Origin of the sequence: Paenibacillus tianjinensis (assembly GCF_017086365.1) — a bacterium.
In the GTDB taxonomy this organism is placed as follows: Bacteria; Bacillota; Bacilli; order Paenibacillales; family Paenibacillaceae; genus Paenibacillus_AQ; species Paenibacillus_AQ tianjinensis.
In genome coordinates, this window is record NZ_CP070969.1 from 2,919,467 (window position 1) to 2,938,139 (window position 18,673).

The 18,673-nt window shown below is 48.4% G+C and carries 13 protein-coding genes and 1 pseudogene; 10 read left to right on the plus strand and 4 right to left on the minus strand.

Annotated features, from left to right (window positions below; genetic code table 11):
- The first annotated feature begins 29 nt into the window (after positions 1 to 29).
- The 3 genes from JRJ22_RS12900 to JRJ22_RS12910 all read left to right on the plus strand — a co-directional run bounded on the left by JRJ22_RS12900 (position 30) and on the right by JRJ22_RS12910 (position 3,527).
- A complete protein-coding gene (locus tag JRJ22_RS12900; RefSeq protein ID WP_206104807.1) occupies positions 30 to 503 on the plus strand; it encodes a MarR family transcriptional regulator in 474 nt (157 codons plus the stop codon).
- 153 nt (positions 504 to 656) lie between these two features.
- Positions 657 to 1,913: an MFS transporter gene (locus JRJ22_RS12905; RefSeq protein WP_206104808.1), complete on the plus strand. Its 1,257-nt coding sequence runs from the start codon at positions 657 to 659 to the stop codon at positions 1,911 to 1,913.
- Positions 1,914 to 2,084: 171 nt separating this feature from the next.
- Positions 2,085 to 3,527 (plus strand): amino acid permease, encoded by a 1,443-nt coding sequence (locus JRJ22_RS12910; protein ID WP_206104809.1) that lies wholly within the window; start codon positions 2,085 to 2,087, stop codon positions 3,525 to 3,527.
- Here the strand turns inward: JRJ22_RS12910 and JRJ22_RS12915 are convergent.
- From JRJ22_RS12915 to JRJ22_RS12925, 3 genes and pseudogenes are all read right to left on the minus strand, one after another.
- Complete coding sequence (locus JRJ22_RS12915; RefSeq protein WP_206105119.1) at positions 3,524 to 4,156, minus strand: LysE family transporter; 633 nt, start codon at positions 4,154 to 4,156, stop codon at positions 3,524 to 3,526. The two genes, JRJ22_RS12910 and JRJ22_RS12915, sit on opposite strands and share 4 nt — an antisense overlap.
- Before the next feature lie 125 nt (positions 4,157 to 4,281).
- A pseudogene (locus JRJ22_RS12920) lies at positions 4,282 to 4,803 on the minus strand (DUF3231 family protein).
- A 94-nt stretch (positions 4,804 to 4,897) separates the two neighbouring features.
- Positions 4,898 to 6,559 carry a ribonuclease J gene (locus JRJ22_RS12925; RefSeq protein ID WP_206104810.1) on the minus strand — a complete coding sequence of 554 codons (1,662 nt, stop codon included), beginning with the start codon at positions 6,557 to 6,559 and terminating at the stop codon, positions 4,898 to 4,900.
- A 170-nt stretch (positions 6,560 to 6,729) separates the two neighbouring features.
- On the opposite strand from JRJ22_RS12925, the gene JRJ22_RS12930 reads away from it, so the two are divergent.
- Positions 6,730 to 7,089, plus strand: a complete 360-nt coding sequence (locus tag JRJ22_RS12930; RefSeq protein ID WP_206104811.1) for an MmcQ/YjbR family DNA-binding protein — start codon at positions 6,730 to 6,732, stop codon at positions 7,087 to 7,089.
- Positions 7,090 to 7,225: 136 nt separating this feature from the next.
- Here the strand turns inward: JRJ22_RS12930 and JRJ22_RS12935 are convergent, their stop codons facing one another.
- Positions 7,226 to 8,089, minus strand: coding sequence for a MurR/RpiR family transcriptional regulator (locus tag JRJ22_RS12935; protein ID WP_206104812.1), 864 nt, complete (start codon positions 8,087 to 8,089; stop codon positions 7,226 to 7,228).
- Between the two features lie 145 nt (positions 8,090 to 8,234).
- On the opposite strand from JRJ22_RS12935, the gene JRJ22_RS12940 reads away from it, so the two are divergent.
- The 6 genes from JRJ22_RS12940 (at position 8,235) to JRJ22_RS12965 (ending at position 18,592) form a co-directional block, all read left to right on the plus strand.
- The gene (locus JRJ22_RS12940) at positions 8,235 to 9,254 is read left to right on the plus strand and encodes a Gfo/Idh/MocA family oxidoreductase (RefSeq protein ID WP_206104813.1); all 1,020 of its coding nucleotides are present in this window, start codon (positions 8,235 to 8,237) and stop codon (positions 9,252 to 9,254) included.
- A gap of 1 nt (position 9,255) precedes the next feature.
- Entirely contained in the window at positions 9,256 to 10,209 is a 954-nt protein-coding gene (locus JRJ22_RS12945; protein ID WP_206104814.1) for a Gfo/Idh/MocA family protein, read from the plus strand.
- Between the two features lie 233 nt (positions 10,210 to 10,442).
- Positions 10,443 to 13,232, plus strand: coding sequence for a DUF8487 domain-containing protein (locus JRJ22_RS12950; RefSeq protein WP_232381187.1), 2,790 nt, complete (start codon positions 10,443 to 10,445; stop codon positions 13,230 to 13,232).
- Between the two features lie 108 nt (positions 13,233 to 13,340).
- Positions 13,341 to 14,231: a hypothetical protein gene (locus JRJ22_RS12955; RefSeq protein ID WP_206104816.1), complete on the plus strand. Its 891-nt coding sequence runs from the start codon at positions 13,341 to 13,343 to the stop codon at positions 14,229 to 14,231.
- Between the two features lie 126 nt (positions 14,232 to 14,357).
- Positions 14,358 to 15,401, plus strand: coding sequence for a LacI family DNA-binding transcriptional regulator (locus JRJ22_RS12960; protein WP_206104817.1), 1,044 nt, complete (start codon positions 14,358 to 14,360; stop codon positions 15,399 to 15,401).
- 50 nt (positions 15,402 to 15,451) lie between these two features.
- On the plus strand, positions 15,452 to 18,592 hold the full coding sequence (locus JRJ22_RS12965) for an alpha-mannosidase (protein WP_206104818.1): 3,141 nt from the start codon (positions 15,452 to 15,454) through the stop codon (positions 18,590 to 18,592).
- Positions 18,593 to 18,673 lie beyond the last annotated feature (81 nt).

The window sequence follows — 18,673 nt, forward strand, 5'->3', positions numbered from 1 at the left end:
GACAATCATTGGGGGCAGGGGGATAGACCATGAACAAAGAAGAACAGCTCACAACCCGTTTCAGGGACTTATATAACAAGATGGTTTCACTTAATAAAGATAAGATGGAAGATGCGCTTAGAGGTTATAAATCTTCTGAAGTACACTGCGTAGAATACATTGGTAAAAATGCAGATTCCAACGTGACCAAACTTGCGGAGTCCTTTTATATGACTAGAGGCGCCATAAGTAAAATAACTAAAAAACTCTTAGAAAAAGGCCTAATCGAAAGCTACCAGAAGCCAGAGAATAAGAAAGAAATTTATTTTAGGCTTACTGGGCAGGGGGAAGTAATCTATAACATCCATGAGGGACTGCACCGGGAATTTCAAGAGCGGGATAAGACCGTGTTTGAACAAGTCACTGAGGAGCAATTTGACACTATGCTTAACTTTGTGGAGAAGTATAATACTCATTTGGATGCTGAAATAAAGAAAAAGGCTACGAATATTAAGCCGGAATAATATAGATTCATGAAATTAAACCACAGGCAGCCGGGCTCTGATCAGAGCAGGCTGTTTTTTTGCTGTTAATTTTTGTTGACTAGGAAACAATAATGCGTTACGATGTTTTTGTTTCCCAGGAAATAAAAACATCGCTTTTGAAAGGAGCATTTCATGTTTAGATCCAGATCAAACCATACACCAAACCCGGAACACACTGTAGATAAGCACGCTTTAATCTTCGGTCTGATCTCTGTGTTTCTTTGCGGATTAGGCTTCAGTATCATAGCACCTGTCGTACCATTCGTAGTACAGCCTTATATTACTAATCCGGGAGATCAAGCGATTGCAGTTACGCTGCTGACCTCTGTTTATGCAATCTGTGTATTTTTTGCAGCTCCCGTCCTTGGGGTTTTGAGCGACAAATATGGCCGGCGTCCACTGCTTCTGGTTTGTCTTTTGGGTTCTGCAGTCGGATACTTCGTTTTTGGCCTGGGAGGAGCGCTATGGGTACTATTTGCCGGGCGCATTATTGAAGGTATAACAGGCGGGAGCATAAGCACCATTTTCGCGTATTTTTCAGACATTATTCCTCCGCAGCAGAGAACTAAATATTTTGGCTGGGTAAGTGCGGTTGTAGGTGCTGGCACTGTGATTGGCCCGACAATAGGCGGATTTCTTGCCAGGTTTGGTTATTCAGTGCCTCTATATTTTGGAGCCGTCATCACTTTATTGAATGTAGTATATGGATTATTATTTATGCCCGAAAGCCTTGAAAAGAAGAATAGATTGAAAAAGATTCCTTTGATAAGAATGAATCCATTCACACAGCTTGCAAACCTGCTTTCCATGAAAAATTTAAGGAGACTGCTGATCTCAGCCTTCCTGCTTTGGATACCTAACGGATCTTTACAGGCCGTATTTTCACAATTCACAATGGATACCTTCAGCTGGAAGCCTGCACTCATCGGACTTATGTTTTCAATTATGGGTTTCCAGGACATCTTTTCCCAGGCTTTCATAATGCCCAAGCTTTTGAAGAAATTTGGTGATCAGCAAATAGCAATTATTGGAATGGTATCGGAAATTATAGGCTATAGTCTTATTGCGCTGTCCGCTGTTTTCACCTTCTATCCGCTTATGATCGCCGGGATGTTTATTTTTGGTTTTGGTGATTCGATCTTTGGACCTTCATTCAATGGAATGCTCTCCAAGTCTGTTGATTCCAGTGAACAAGGAAGGGTTCAAGGAGGCAGCCAATCCATTCAGGCTTTGGCCAGAGTAATTGGCCCCCTGATTGGAGGTCAAATCTATGTATCGCTTGGGTCTGCCTCACCCGCTTTTATGGGGATGATCCTAATCGCAGCGGCAATCCCAGTTTTGTACAAAAGGAATGTAAAAGTGCTACGGAAATGTTCCATACCCGCCTAAAGGGTAGAGGCCCCGGCAATCTCCCGGATACCCGCATTATGGAGGTAAGTACTCCATGTGCGGGTTTTTGCTGCGGACGGAGAATAAATTTTTTTCATGAATTTAGGATAAAAGGGGATTCTACATAATGAGATAACTCTCAAAATCCTAAATGTGATGAGGACGGAATTCATGAACCAAGCTTCAGATAAGACACAGGATGGCAAAAAATTAAAATGGTGGCAGCTAAGTTTATTAGGAGTAGCTGGAACTATAGGTACAGGGTACTTTCTTGGCTCAGGCCTGGCGATCACGATTGGCGGACCCGCAGTACTGCTTGTCTACATTTTAGCGGCAATTGGAACCTATATGGTATTTGATGCATTGGCCCGAATGACGGCACAACACCCCGAGCAGGGCTCCTTCCGCTCCTATGCCAAGAAGGCTTTCGGCAACTGGGCCGGATTCGGGAGCGGCTGGGTATACTGGTTCTCGGAACTATTGATTATGGGGAGCCAGCTCACGGCCTTGTCCATATTCTCCCGCTTCTGGTTCCCGGCTGTGCCGATGTGGATCTTTGCGGCTGGTTTTGCCGTCTTGGGCCTATGCATTGTTTTTTTCGGCAATAAAGGGTTTGACCGGGTTGAAAATGTGCTGGCTGTCATTAAAGTGGCTGCTATACTGATGTTCCTGGTAATTGCATTGGCACTACTGGCTGGATGGATTGGCGGGGGCAAGTATACACCAAAACTTCCCTTAAGTATGCCTGAACTGTTGCCGTCAGGAACGATTGGATTATGGTCAGCCTTTATTTTTGCTTATTATGCCTACGGCGGCATAGAAGTGCTCGGGATTATGTCCTACAGGCTACAGAAACCGGAGGAGGCTCCCAAAGCAGGCAAGGTCATGCTGCTTGTCCTGGCTGTGTTATATGTCCTGTCCATTGGCCTAGCTGTGACGATGGTGCCGTTAAAAGCCTTCAATCCGAAGGAAAGCCCGTTTGTGCTTGCACTCCGGAGTGACCACTTGGCTTTTGTACCGCATGTATTTAACGGTGTCTTAATTGTTGCCGGATTCTCTACAATGACCGCATCGCTCTATGCGATAACTTCCATGATGCTCACCCTTGCCCAGGAAGGGGATGCCCCCAAGGTTTTCTCGAAGAAACTAAAGGATAAATATCCGCTATACGCCCTATGCCTGATTGCTGTCGGTTTGCTGGGTGCAATCATGATGTCGCTGTGGTTACCGGGTAAGGTATATGAGTACATTACTACAGCCGCCGGACTTATGATTTTGTATAACTGGTCCTTTATCCTGCTCTCGTCTGCAAAACTGCTTAAGCCTGATAAATTAAGCGGAATCAAACGCTGGACCGGATTACTGCTGATTGGCGCAGCGGTTGCGGGCACTCTTTTTCATGCACTCAGCCGGCCTGGCTTCTACATCAGTCTGCTGATTGTCGCAGTAATTGCGCTGAGTGACTTCATTGTCCAGCGGATGCGGAAAAAGCATTCATCCGGTACTGCAAAGCAAGAATCGCAGACAGATGGAATGACGGATGCGCACCGCAGCCTGCCGGGCGGGCCTGAATTTCGGATTAAAGGCATCCGGCTGCGTAAGAACAAGGTTTAGCTGAAAAAGAGCAGCCGGGCAGCCTGTACGCCAAAATAAAAGCCGAAAACAATTAATGACAGACCGGATAACACAGAGATCACCCTCAATACCCTGACAGTCAGCAATTTACGGAAAATACTGGAGGCAGCAGCCATAGTTACATCCCAAAGCAGAATGCCGAGTACAATGGCTCCGCTATAAATCAATAATTGCTGCATCGGATACTCACTTGCAGCCTTGGCTAGAACCGAGCCATAAATGCCCAGCCAGAACAGGATGGAGAGGGGATTGAACAGCGACATCAGGAATCCCGACAGATAGGATCTGAAGAGTGAAGCTTCACTCCCCCTCATTTCTGCTGCGGTAATATCCCCTGTGTTTCTGATGCTGTCCACACCTGTATAGACCAGGACAAAAAATCCGAACAACCATAAGAAGGCTTTGACAAACGGCGCATCAAGCAGATGAATCATACCGAAATAAACGAGCAGCATGTAAATGATATCGGCGCTTATCGCCCCCAGGCCGACAGCCCAGGCATGCCAAAACCCGCCGCGCAGACCCTTGTCCAGCTGCGCTGCATTAATGGGGCCCAGAGGCGCCGAAAGGGATAACCCCAGAAAAATATAACCGACGAAGATGTTAATGGTGTCGTCCTCCTTTTTTAATTAGTCTATTCTGCTGAAGGACGATGTAGGACAACCAAAACAAAGGCCCGCGAAACATCGCGGGCCTTCTTTACTTCCCAAATAGGGCAGGTAACGCTCAAAACTTAAGCATTAACAGGTTCTGGTCTTTTCACTTGAAGCGGTGGAGGAATGAGCCACCCCTTTTTCTTGGACAGATGCAGAACCTTAACGCCGATTCCGGCTTTGGTCAGATGATATTTACCAAACAAAGCTCCGATATCTTCCCGGATCGATTGGCCCATCATTTGGCTGCAGGCAACAAGTCCGGCTGCATTATCCGCTGCAAGTTTGGCTGCGATTTCGGGATCCGTAAACCGTGCACCGACAGGAATATCCTCCAGCTTAGCCTCTGGCCGGAGAGGCAATGCAGGGGCGGAAGCAAGGCCCTATTCTGCCAGCAGCGCATCACATTCACTGATTTCCAGTTCCGCCTGATCAATCATAGAATGTAGTACCTTTTTGAGATCATTGTCACCGGCGTGATACAAAAAAGCCCGGTAACAAGAAAGTGCACCCTTAGCTACCATAGAGGCTTGCCAAACACCATAGATTTCACCATAATGCATCGGTTCTTCTTTTGGGTTGCCGCCTAAAATTCCTGTCATAATCAAGCTCCTTTGACGTTAAAATTTGAACCATAGTTAGCATACCCATTAAGGTGGATCATCTTGCGTACTTATCATCAATAAGGGATTGGATCTACACTTCAATAATGATCGGAAGAATCATTGGCCGCCGTTTCGTCCGCTCATAAAGGAATTTACCTAAGGTTTCTTTGATGGTTTGCTTCATAATGCTCCATTGGCCAAGGTCGGCTTTGCTTAATTTCTCCAGTGTTGCGGCGACGAGTTGGTTGATCTCTTCCATCAGCTTGTCTGAATTGCGGACGTAAATGAAGCCGCGTGAAATTGTATCCGGTTCATTTAGCAGCCGTCCATCGGCTTGGCTTAAAGTGATCACTGTGATCAATACACCGTCTGCAGACAATTGGCGCCGGTCGCGCAGGACTACATTCCCGATATCACCAATTCCAAGTCCGTCGACAAAAATCTGCCCGGCAGGTACCCGCCCTGATTGACGAACAACGCCGCCCGATGACTCCACAAGCTCCCCGTTCTTAAGCAGGAAGATTTTATCACCTTCGACTCCGACAGCCTCTGCCAGCAGACGGTGATGGTGCAGCATCCGATATTCCCCGTGAATTGGAATAAAGTATTCCGGTTTCATTAGCGTCAGCATCAGCTTTAACTCCTCCTGGCTGCCATGTCCGGAGACATGGAGCTCGCTTCGGGAGCCATAAATAACCTTTGCGCCTAGAATGTACAGGTTATCAACAATACGTGATACATTGCGTTCATTACCTGGAATCGGATTCGCGGCCAGCAGCACGGTATCTCCGGCACTGATACTCATCTGCCTGTTGCTCGAAGTTGCCAGACGGGATAAGGCTGCCATCGGTTCTCCTTGACTGCCTGTGACCATAACAGCCACCTCATGCGGAGGCAGCTTGGCTGCTTCGGCTGGTTCAACAAGCATACCTTCCGGAATGTTAAGGTAGCCCAGTTCCTGGGATACAGCTACAACGTTGACCATACTCCTGCCAAGCAGGGCAAGCTTACGGCCGGTTAGAGCTGCGGCATCAACGATTTGCTGCAGCCGGTGGACGTTGGAAGCGAAGGTAGAGACAAAGATTCTGCGGTCCGCTTTTTGAAAAGCCTCTTCCATATGGGCGCCGACCAGCTTCTCGGATGGAGTGAATCCGGGACGTTCGGCGTTTGTGCTCTCCGAGAGCAGAAACCGGACTCCTTTTTTGCCAATGTCGGCCATTTTATGTATATCCGGGTACTGCCGGTTGACAGGGGTCATATCAAATTTGAAATCGCCCGTGTGCACAACCGTTCCTTCCGGCGTATCAAAGACGACACCCAGACAATCAGGAATGCTGTGATTGGTGTTGAAGAAGGACACTGAAATGGAACCAAACGTAAGCTCAGAATCCGAATCAATGCGATGCAGGCTGGTCTGGCGAAGCAGTCCATGCTCCTTGAGCTTATTCTCAATCAGTCCCAGCGTCAGACGGGAGGCGTACAGAGGTAGGTTTAATTGCTTGAGAAGATAGGGGATGCCGCCAATATGGTCCTCATGACCATGCGTCACGATCAGTGCTCTTACCTTGTCGGGATTATTCAATAAATAAGCAACATCGGGGATGATCAGATCAATGCCAAGCAGACTCTCATCCGGGAATTTAGAGCCGCAGTCAATCACAATGATGTCATCTCCATATTGCAGAAAATACATATTCTTGCCAATCTCATGTACCCCTCCCAATGCTGCGATCAACAAACGTTCCTCAGCCATATCATTTTCCCTCCTCATATAGTTATAAGTAGTATGGGTAGAGCAATGGATAAGTATCCATTTTTCTGTTACAGCGGAATGGGGTTTGAGGATATATAAGAAGGATTGACTTTTCTGTCTTTTGAACATATTGTAGACACATTAAGTCTGTGATTGAGTGAGGTGCTGATATGAAAACAAGGATTATCTCATACGGTCTGAAAAAACAAGGTGCAACGAAGGAGTATCCCTTCGGTCCTGAGATTATGGTACTCAAAGTCGGAGGGAAGATGTTCGCGCTTATTTTTGAGGGAGCAGAAGACGAATTTCGCCTAAACCTGAAATGTGATCCGATCATTGCGGAGAATTTGCGGGAGCAGCATGATGCTGTCCGGCCAGGGTACCACATGAATAAGAAGCATTGGAACACCGTGATGGTCGACGGTTCCCTGCCTCTGTCCGACATCTTTGACATGATTAACCACTCTTACGATATGGTTGTAGGCAAACTTCCCAAAAGTGTACGTGAATCCATACTGGAAATGAAATAGCAATCATCTCAGGCAGTCAGAGAAGGAGCTCGGTTAAAGCCTTGGCTGCCTGATCACTCCAACTATGCTTTGTTAATATCAAAATGTAATCTTCTCACAGCATTCTTCGTTGTCAGCCATGGCATAATTTCATGTGTTATATATCCTCCATCATATCAGTGACGTAGGCGCTTTTTTGTGACTCTGAAGTGAACTCACTATTTTCATAAGATAGCTTATAGATACAGGAGTAGATCACGTTAAGTACATATTCAAAAGCAATCTGTGATGAAAAGGTTCCTATTTTCGCGTGTTTAACTTCATCATCAGGTACATGGATACATAGCGTACTCAGTTGTGCCAATTCACTTTGACTGGCGGCTGTGATCGTGATGAATGGAATCTTTTCCTGTCTGAAATGCCGGGCTGCTCTTAAATAAATCGCTGATTTCCCATGATAGGTCAAAAAAATTGCACAGTCGTCTTCCGTCAGATTAACGGTATGATACGCCCATTCATATAACTCCGTGGCAATCACTACATACTTGTTGATTTTTATCAGCTTATTCTGGAAGCTTTTGGCCCGGATTTGGGAATCCCCTAAGGCATAGATAAAAATCCGTTTGGCTTGATCCAGCACCCCGGCTGTTTGTGCCAGCAGGTCATTATCCATATATGCATAGGTTTTGGCTATCGTCTTCTTCAATAATTCTGAGATATCCATGGCTACTTCAAGCGGCGTCTCCTCAATACTAAACGGATAGTTAGGATCAACACTGGAACTATTCTGGGTATCTTGCTGGAATTCTCGGGCAAGCTTGATGATGAACTCCTTAAAACCGGACAGCCCAAGCTTATGGGTTAACCGGTTAATCGCCGAATGGGAAGTATAGGTTGCTTTTGCAAGCTCCTGAATGTTGAAGTGGAGCATCTTTTCCTTATGCAGCAGGATATAGGCGGCGATACTTTTTTCGTTGGGTGTAAAGTTATACATGTCCGATAATTGCATCAATAATTTCAACAGATTCACCTCAGTAAACATTTTGTTCAGATATGGACGGTCACGGCTGCGAATATATGGTTGAATGTACCGTTTTGCCTCCGTATCCTTCACGGCCGGCATTGTTCTTCTATAATAGATGAAAAAGACCTGAGGGGGAAATCACATGTTAACTATCGGCTATATTGGGAACGGCAAAAGCACGAACCGTTATCATCTGCCTTTTTCTATGAACCGGGAGCATTTAAAAATAAAGACGATCTACGCCCGCAATCCGGATAAAGGGGAATGGGAGAAAGTGCCCGGCGTTCTTTATACAGATGATATTGAAGCTTTAATGAACGATAAGGAAATTGGGCTGATCGTTGTCTGCACTCCTATAGATTCCCATTACGCTTATGCAAAAATGGCGCTTGACCATGGCAAAAATGTGCTTGTTGAGAAACCGTTCATGATGACTAAGGATGAGTCTGTATCTATCTTCCAATACGCCAAAGAAAAGGGACTCGTCATCCAGAGCTATCAGAATCGACGTTACGACTCGGATTTCCTCACGACAAAGAAGATTATTGACTCAGGCAAGCTTGGTGAACTGCTCGAGGTGGAGATGAATTATGATTATTACCGCCCGCAGACACCGAATAATGCTACTCATTTTTCCAAATACAATAGTTACTTATACGGACATGGCGTCCATACCATTGATCAGGTGATCTCCTATTTCGGGGAACCTGATAACGTTCATTACGATGTAAGGCAATTGCTTGGCTCCGGCAGAATGAATGATTACTTCGATCTGGATTTCTACTATGGAACGCTTAAGGTATCGGTCAAATCCAGCTTTTTCCGGTTAAAGGCACGGCCGAGTTTTGTGGTATACGGTAAACAAGGCGTATTCGTAAAACATACGGAGGACCGCCAGGAAGAGCATCTTAAGCTATTTTATCTGCCAAAGGGACATCCCGATTTCGGAATTGATGCCCCGGAGCATTATGGCACATTAACCTATTTGGATGCTGAGGGTAACTATCATGAAGAAAAGGTCATTTCTGAGCAGGGGGACTATGCCCGGGTATACGATGACATTTATCAAGTGATTGTACACGGCAAGGAGAAGACGGTTAAAGACGAAGAAACGATCGCCGTTATGGAGATCCTGGAGCGCGGGATAGAGGGGTGCAGCTAATATGAAATTGGGAATTGCAGGCGCGGGCAACATAGTAATGGATTTGTTAAGCTTTGTTCATGAGATTCCCGGCATTAGCTTGCAAGCCATCAGTTCTAAGCCGGATCATCGTGAAAAATTGCTGTCTCTGCAGAACCAGTTCAGCATCTCGCGGATCTATGACAATTACACCGAGATGCTGCTGGATGATGAAGTCGATACCGTCTACATCGGGCTGCCGAATCATCTTCATTATTCTTACACGAAGGAAGCATTACTACGCGGCAAGCATGTCATTTGCGAAAAACCGTTCACCTCCAATTTGCGTGAATTCCTGGAGCTTAAACAGCTGGCGGTTCAGAGCGGACTCGTCCTGATCGAGGCAATTACGAATCAATATTTGAACAATTACTTATTAATGAAGGAATATCTCCCTAAGCTCGGGCCTGTCAAAATCGTCGAATGCAACTATTCCCAGTATTCGTCCAGATACGATGCCTTTCAGGCGGGTCAGGTACAGCCTGCCTTTAATCCGGAAATGTCCGGAGGTGCGTTGATGGATATCAACATTTATAACATCCATATGGTTGTCGGGTTCTTCGGCAGCCCTGGGAAAGTAGAGTATCTGGCAAACATGGAGCGCGGAATAGATACCTCGGGTGTTCTGTTGCTCGATTACGGGAATTTCAAATGTGTTTGTATTGGTGCAAAAGACAGTACGGCTCCGAATGCGATGAACATTCAAGGGGTTCAAGGATATTTGCGCATGCACGGCTCAGCGAATATCATCAATAGCTTTGAGTATGTTGCCAATAAAGAGAAGCCCGTCCAAGTGGACCATAAACATCATCCCCACCGTATGTACGATGAATTTATTGCTTTTGAACAGATTATCCGTGAGAAGGACATGGACAGGGTATCAAGGATGCTTGAGCACAGTGAGCGGGTTATGCAAGTAATAGAGCAGGCCAAATAATCAGCCGGCCTTGTATTTGGGCCGGACAAGTCTAAGTGTTGAAACTATGAAACAACCTGCCGTTAGTGAACTATCGCCACAAGCCGTGAGGGGAACCTCATGGCTTGTGTTGTTATTTATGTTATCGTTGTTATTGTATTAATTGATAACGGATACATGAGAGGCTATAATGATAAACAAAGCTATGATAGGTTTTGAGAGATTAATAATTGGGAGTGATATCTTTGCAGACAATGATCAATCTTGAAGGCGAGTGGAAGTTGCAGTTGGATGAAGGGAAACAGGGGCTGGTACTGCCTTTTTCAGATAATATCCTATTGCCGGATACTACATCGCATGCCCGCAAGGGACCAAAGAATGAAGAGGTTGTAATCAGCGCATTAACCGATGAATACCTGTTCGAAGGATCGGCGTGGTATTCGAAGGAGATCGTGATTCCCGAAGAGCTTGCCGGTAAGAAATGTCTGCTGTATCTGGAACGGACGCGCCTGACGACTCTGTGGCTGAATGGCCGGGAAATTGGAAGCGCCAACAGCCTGAATACCGCCCATATATATGATTTGACCGGCCTGCTTGGTACAGGCACTCAGACAATAACGATCCGGGTTGATAATACCGGTTATCCGACCAAAGGCGGACATCTAACCTCACCGGACACCCAGACCAACTGGAACGGAATCACTGGCCGCATGGAACTCCAGTTTTACGGCAAATCATATCTAAGCGGAATCCGCCTCGACCCGGATGTATCTTCCCGCTCCGTCAAGATTACAGCCACACTGGAAGGTGAAGCTGACAGCGTATTGGCAGTGTCGGCTTTAAGCTTCAACGGTGAGCTGGAACATTCGGCTGCAAGTCAGGAATTTACGCTCACTCCGGGAGCATTCACCATCGAGTACAATCTGGGGCCAGATGCTCTGCTGTGGAGTGAATTCGCACCTAATCTTTATAACCTTACGTTATCCCTGTCCCAAGGGGAAGGAGAGCCAGCCGACCAAACCGTACTGGTCCTTGGATTACGTGAATTCAAGGCAGACGGCGATAAGTTTACAATTAATGGCCAGAAGACCTTTCTTCGCGGCAAGCATGACGGGCTGATCTTTCCTTTGACCGGTTACGCGCCGACTGATGTTGAGGAATGGGTGAGAATTCTTGGAATTTCTAAATCCTACGGCATCAACCATTACCGTTTTCACACCTGCTGTCCGCCGGAAGCAGCCTTTACCGCTGCGGATCTGCTCGGAATCTATATGGAGCCGGAGCTTCCTTTCTGGGGAACGGTCACAGAGCCAACTGATGATAGGCATAATCAGGCTGAGCAGGATTATCTGGTTAGCGAAGGATACAAGATTCTGAAGGCATTCGGCAACCATCCATCCTTCGTAATGATGTCGCTCGGCAACGAGTTGTGGGGGAGCAGAACCAAGATTGATTCCATCCTGAAGGAATATAAGGCATTTGACAGCCGCCCCTTGTACACACAGGGCTCCAATAACCACCAATGGGTACCGGAAATTCTGGAGCATGAGGATTTCTTCTGCGGCGTGCGCTTCTCCAAAGAGCGGTTATTCCGTGGGTCATATGCCATGTGCGATGCACCACAGGGTCATGTACAAACCGGCTTGCCGGGTACGATGAAGGATTATGATGACCAGTTCGTCCCAGCGGCCGGGGCGTCTTCGGAAGCGGAAGGTGGAGGGACCATCCAGATTCAATACGGTACGGAGGCCAAAACCGTTCAGGCGGACGATGCATCCGGAGAATGGATTCCGCATATTCCCGTAATCTCTCATGAGATTGGACAGTACGCAGCCTATCCCAATTATGAAGAGATCGCCAAATACACCGGATCGCTCAAGGCAAAAAATTTCGAAGTCTTCCGTGAACGGCTGGAAGAGAAGGGCCTGGGCCATCTCGCAGCTAAATATTTCGCGGCCTCGGGGAAGCTTGCAGCAGCCTGCTACAAAGAAGAGCTGGAGGCAGCCTTCCGCACCAGGAAGCTTGCCGGCTTCCAGCTGCTGGATCTGCAGGATTTCAGCGGACAGGGCACTGCCCTAGTCGGCATCCTCGATGCCTTTATGGATTCCAAGGGAATGATCACCCCTGAAGAGTGGCGCACTTTCTGCAGCGACGCTGTTCTGCTCGCAAGATTCCCGAAATATAACTATGCCTCTGGTGAACGCTTTAGTGCGGACATCGAACTGAGCTGGTTCCGGACCGGATCACCGGGAACCGTTAAACTAAACTGGGAACTGACGGCGGGGGATGAAATTCTGGCGGAAGGTACACACCAAACAGAAGTGGAGGCAGGAGCGAATTATTTCGATATCTCCCGGCTGACTATCGATCTTCCAGCCGTAACAGCCATGACCTCAGCCGTACTAAATCTCCGGATCGCGGGAACCGATATCCGCAAAAGCTACGATCTGTGGATCTATCCGGAACAGAGCGGTACCGGGCTTGATGGGATTCGGATCTTCCATGCACTAAGTGATGAAGCGCTGGCTTTGCTAGAGCAAGGTGAAAATGTACTGCTGATGCCGAAGCTGGAGTCGCTGAATAATGCTATCGAAGGCTATTACTGTACGGATTTCTGGTGCTACCCGATGTTCCGCTCGATTTCTGAGAGTATGAACCGGCCTGTACCTGTTGGTACTATGGGACTGCTGATCGAAAACAGCCATCCTGTGTTCCGTGACTTCCTGTGCGAAGAGCATTCCACTTATCCTTGGTGGAATATTATTGAGAACTCAAAGTCGCTTATTATGGACGGAACAGATTCAGCATGGAGTCCAATGGTGCAAACAATTGACAATTTTGAACGCAATCATAAGCTGGGCTTCCTGTTTGAGTGCCGGGTCGGGGCCGGTAATCTGCTGGTTTGCGCCTTGGACGCTGACAAGGCAGGCGTAACGCCGGAAGGCAGACAGTTCCTGTCCAGTCTGGCCGGTTACATGAATTCCAAGGAATTTAAACCGCAATACACAGCAACCAAGGAAGAGCTTCAGCGGATTATTCAATAAATCAACTTATACTCACCGGAAACATCAACGGCAGTATATTCCAGTCTACTTTATTCAAAAATATTGGTAAGGTAGAGGGTAGCAATTGATACGAGGTGATAAAAGATTATGATGAAGAAACATTGTTTGTTCTGTGACGAGATTGTTCCCATTGAACAGGAAGGCGATTACGATAACTATCTTAACTGCTCCTGTTCACCAGGCGGGCTATATCATCTGCGGCGGGACAGCTACGAGTCCATTAATGCACTCCCGCATCCGAAGAAACGGGATCTGCTGCATATCATATCTGCTTATATCCGGGAGAAGACAGACTGTGATGACAAGGTCTATCTTAAGGCAGATGATCTGGAATCCATCGCCAATTCCCCAAATATTCCTGTTACCATTGAAGATAAAGGTAACCGTCTGCTGCAATATTTGTACAGGCATTCCGAAGGCCCTGAGGAACCGGTTGCCATTCATCCGCTCTCCAATAACTATAACCTGACCTATTCTCCCAACCTGCAGGAACTGGTTTATATTATAGACAAGCTTGGAAACGAGCAACTCCTCATTCGGGAAGGCATGAACTTCAAGCTGACGGAAAAAGGGTGGAATGAAGCAGCTGCCAGCGCCGGAGGAAAGAAGTTAAAAGCCTGTTCCATTCTCATCCAAGGCGGTAATGAAATACACGAAGAATGGCAGGAAAAGCTGCTGCCCAAAATCGGTCAGTTCGGTTATATGCCAACTTTGCTGACGCACACCGAGTTACCAGAGAATGAACAATATGATCTGGGCCTAATCGCTGACAATAAACTGATTATTGCAGATGTAACCGGTCAGGCGCCCGGGGTATATTTTGCGGCAGGCTATGCAATGGGTAGGGGTATCCCTGTAATTTGGACTGTAAATAGCAGTGATGCTGACAAGCTTACTGTACAGTTACAAGAAATCCGCCCGATCGTGTGGGATACCGCTGAAGAACTGGCTGTGCTGATTCAGCAAAAGCTAAGTTAACAGAGAAGTATCCGTAAGCTAAACTAGCTGTTTCGTCTCCGGCCTGTAACAGGAGTTATTCCTGTTGCAGGCTTTTAATATATACACTATTTATAACACGTGTTATACTTTTGCCGAGGTGCTATTATGGTCAAAAAAAGAATCACTAGTCATGATGTAGCTAAGCTTGCCGGTGTATCCCGCAGTGTGGTATCTGCCGTGCTGAACAATACGCCTGGAATCGGGGTCAGTGCCGAAACACGTGAAACTGTGCTGTCCGCCATCCGTGAGCTGAACTATCATGTGGATGCCCAGGCGCGCAGTATGAAGACAGGCCGCAGTATGACTCTTGCTGCATACGGTGATACACGCCATCCGCTGTTCATGCGGCTGCTTGAGGGGATGCAGCAGGAATGTGAAGCCAGCGGCTATCACATATTGCTCTGCTCACCCGGCCAGAGAAATTCCGGAGACGCGAGAAACGAACTACTGGATCTCTACCATCAGAGGAAGATCGACGGTATCGTAACACTGGATGACACCAGCTACCGGAACAGAGAGTGGGCCCTCAAGGTGAAGGAAACGGGTGTGCCCTATGTCTCTGTGGAAGGGTATGACGGAACGGAGGGAATCTATTCCATTCTGGCCGATTACCGGGGCAGTGTGGGGATGGCGCTGGATTACATGCTTGCGGGAGATCCTGCCGGGACAACCGCTCCGGTATATGCCGAGGTCTTCCATAGCTCCGCTGGGAGCCGTGTCATTTGGGCAGAGAGGAACCGGAGGGATGCCTATACAGAATGGTGTAACCTGCATGGGATGAAGCCATCAGTCTCCCGTCATGAGGAGAAAGAAGGAAGGGTGGAATGGCAGGAATGGCTGTCGCAGTTAGGTGAAGCCGGCGGAGAGCTGCCTCCAGTGCTGGTGAACTGGTCCAGTGCTGTTCCCGACTTGTACCGGGCGGCTCACCGCTTAGACCTGCGGATCGGTAAGGATCTGCGGATCATGGCTGCGGACAATACAATCCAAGGCCACAGGCTTAGCCTGCCATCCTTGAGCTGTGTAGAGATTCCTTATGTCGGCATGGGGCAAGAAGCGGTCCGCTGTGTACTGAAGCAGATCGGGCAAGGGCCGGGAACGCCGGGCAAGCTGTGGCTGCCGGCGCTTCTAAGACCGGGAGAAAGTGCGTAACGTCTTTTTCCCCGGCTTATAACACGTGTTATGAAAAGGAGGATAAAGGTATGTTCTGGACAGAAGAAAAACTGGCTGCACGCATTGCAGAACTAGCGGAGTATCGGTATCGCGAAACTTTCCAGTTGGAAGACTGGCTGGTCGTAGAGGATAAAGTAGGGGGTAACGGCATGTATCCGCCGGTTTTGGAAGGCGGGAAGACGCTGCGCCTTGGAGCGTATTGGAGCGGGCGGGATGTTTATCTGTGGCTGAATAAATCAGTTAAGATCCCAGCAGAATGGCAGGGCAGACGTATTACCGGGCGGTTTGACTTCGGCAGAACCGGAGGCGGCACCAACAGCGGCTTCGAAGCCCTGCTGTTTGTCGACGGTAAACCGTACCAGGGGGTGGATTCCAATCACCAGGAGGTTTTTTTTGAGGCTGATGCCGCCGGACGTACGCTCGATTTCACCTTCCGGCTGTGGTCCGGGCTAGAAGGCGGCGGAAAGCCGGTTCTTCAGGAACACCGGATTAAGCAGGCAGAGCTGGCTTATCTGGATGATGCAGCAGACAATTTGTATTATACAGGCCGGGCAGTTCTTGGAGTGTCTAAGCAGCTTACAGAGAACCAGCCGGAGAAGCAGGGGCTGCTGATGGCACTGGACCGTGCATTTAACCTGCTGGATTGGTCGAAGCCCGGCAGTGATGCCTTTTATTCCTCTGTGGCCGAAGCAGATGATCTGCTCGCGACACAGCTGGCTGGTATGAAGCGGGAGCATCCGGTTACGGTAACGGCTATCGGACATACCCATATTGATGTCGCATGGCTGTGGCGGCTGACGCATACACGGGAAAAAGCAGCCCGTTCCTTCTCCACTGTACTGCGGCTGATGAAGCAGTTTCCGGAGTATATTTTTCTGCAGACCCAGCCGCAGCTGTATGAATACATCAAACATGATTATCCCGAATTGTACACGCAGATCGCCGAACGGGTGGCAGAAGGACGCTGGGAAGCCGGAGGCGCCATGTGGCTGGAGGCTGACTGCAATCTGACCAGCGGAGAATCACTGGTACGCCAGATTCTGTACGGAACGAAGTTCTTCCGGGAAGAATTCGGAGGCGAGTGCAAGTACCTCTGGCTGCCGGATGTTTTTGGCTACAGCTGGGCATTGCCGCAGATCCTGCGCAAATCCGGCATTGATACCTTCATGACGACGAAGATTAGCTGGAACCAGTATAACCGCATGCCGCATGATACTTTCACTTGGAGAGGAATCGACGGCAGTGAAGTACTGACCCATTTCATAACTACGCCTGAAGGGCCGGGCTCCAGCGCCTCGTATTATACCTACAACGGCGTGATTGAACCATTTTCTGTACAGGGAATCTGGGATCAGTACAGGGATAAGAACCTGAACCGCGAGCTGCTGCTGTCCTACGGGTACGGTGACGGGGGCGGGGGTGTGAACCGTGAAATGCTGGAAATGCGCCGCCGGCTCGAACGTTTGCCTGGCATCCCTACCCTTAAGACCGGCCGGGCTGATGAGTATTTCGAAAGTCTAAAGAAAACGGTGAAGAACACTGACCAGTATGTCCACACCTGGGATGGTGAGCTTTATCTGGAATACCACAGAGGCACATATACAAGCCAGGCATACAACAAACGTATGAACCGCAAGCTGGAACTGTTGTACCGGGAGGCCGAATGGCTGCAGGTTCTGCTGGCTGCCGAATCAGGCAGCTTCCTGCAGTATCCGGCAGAGGAGTTGCTTGAGGGCTGGAAGATTATCCTGCGCAATCAGTTCCATGATATTATTCCCGGCTCCTCCATCCGGGAGGTATATGAGGATTCAAGGCTTGAATATATGGAAGCAGAGAAGATAGGCACACAAGCTGCAGATGACGCCGCGGCCGCGCTTATCTCCATATCCGGCTCAGCCATCGAAACAGGTTACACCGTGCTTAATGGAGCTTTCTTTAACCGGGCAGGTCTGCTCAGCCTGACTTGCACCGATCCTCAGGAACTGGTGTGGAGAGATGCAGATGGGCATGTGCTGCGCTCGCAGCGCCTCAATGGTGAATGGCTGATTGAGGTACCCGCAATTCCTATGATGGGAACGGCAGTAATTACGACTGAAGCGGCTGCTTCAATAAGGGCGGCAACACCATTTACATGGGAGGATTCGCGGCTGACGACGCCTTTCTATATTCTGGAATGGAACTCGTCCGGGCAGCTGGTACGGATTTACGACCGTACAGCCAGCCGGGAGGTGTTAGCGCCGGATGAATGCGGCAATGTCCTGCAGGTGTTCGAGGATAAACCGAAAAATTACGATGCCTGGGATATTGATCTGTATTATCAGGAGAAACAGCGGGAAATCACTGATTTGCAGACTATAGAATTGACCGAAAACGGACCGCTCGCTGCCATTCTGCAGTTAAAGTGGCAATACTTGGATTCCTGTATTATTCAAAGAGTGAAAGTGTATGCGGTTAGCCGCCGTATTGACTTCGAGACGATGGTCGACTGGCATGAACAGCATCAGCTGCTGAAAGTAGCCTTCCCGGTTGCCGTGCGGGCGACGGAAGCCACATACGATATTCAGTTCGGCAACGTGAAGCGCCCGACCCACTGGAATACAAGCTGGGATTATGCCCGGTTCGAAAGTGTAGGTCATCAATGGGCTGATCTATCCGAACGGGGTTATGGGGTGAGTCTGCTGAACGACTGTAAATACGGTTACGACATCAAGGATCATGTTATGCGGCTGTCGCTGATCAAATCAGCTACCGAGCCGGACTGGCAGGCGGATCAAGGCGAGCACCAATTCACCTATGCGCTGCTGCCGCATATAGGAGACTGGGTCGCAGGCCAGACAGCCGAGGAGGCATGGGCACTGAATAATCCGCTTAGAGCGGTAAAGGGTTCATACTCCGCAGGAGCCGGCAAATCACTGATCCGAACAGATGCCCCAGGTATCGCGATTGACGCTGTTAAGCTGGCTGAGCAGGGAGACGGCTTTATCGTCCGGCTGCATGAATATACGGGCAGCCGCAGCACTGTGTTGTTGGGAAGTGATTATACTGTGCATTCCTGGCAGGCTTGCGACTTAATGGAACGTCCGCTGGAAGAGGCGGTAGTCGGCTGGGAAATGACCCGCGAATTTAAACCATATGAAATCAGCACCTTCCTGGTTAAGCTAAAAGAATAAGCTGTTAAAGAATTAGTTTCGGATATAAAAAGAGCAGAGATCTTCCCCGTAAAGGGATCATCTCTGCTCTTTTAACATGTG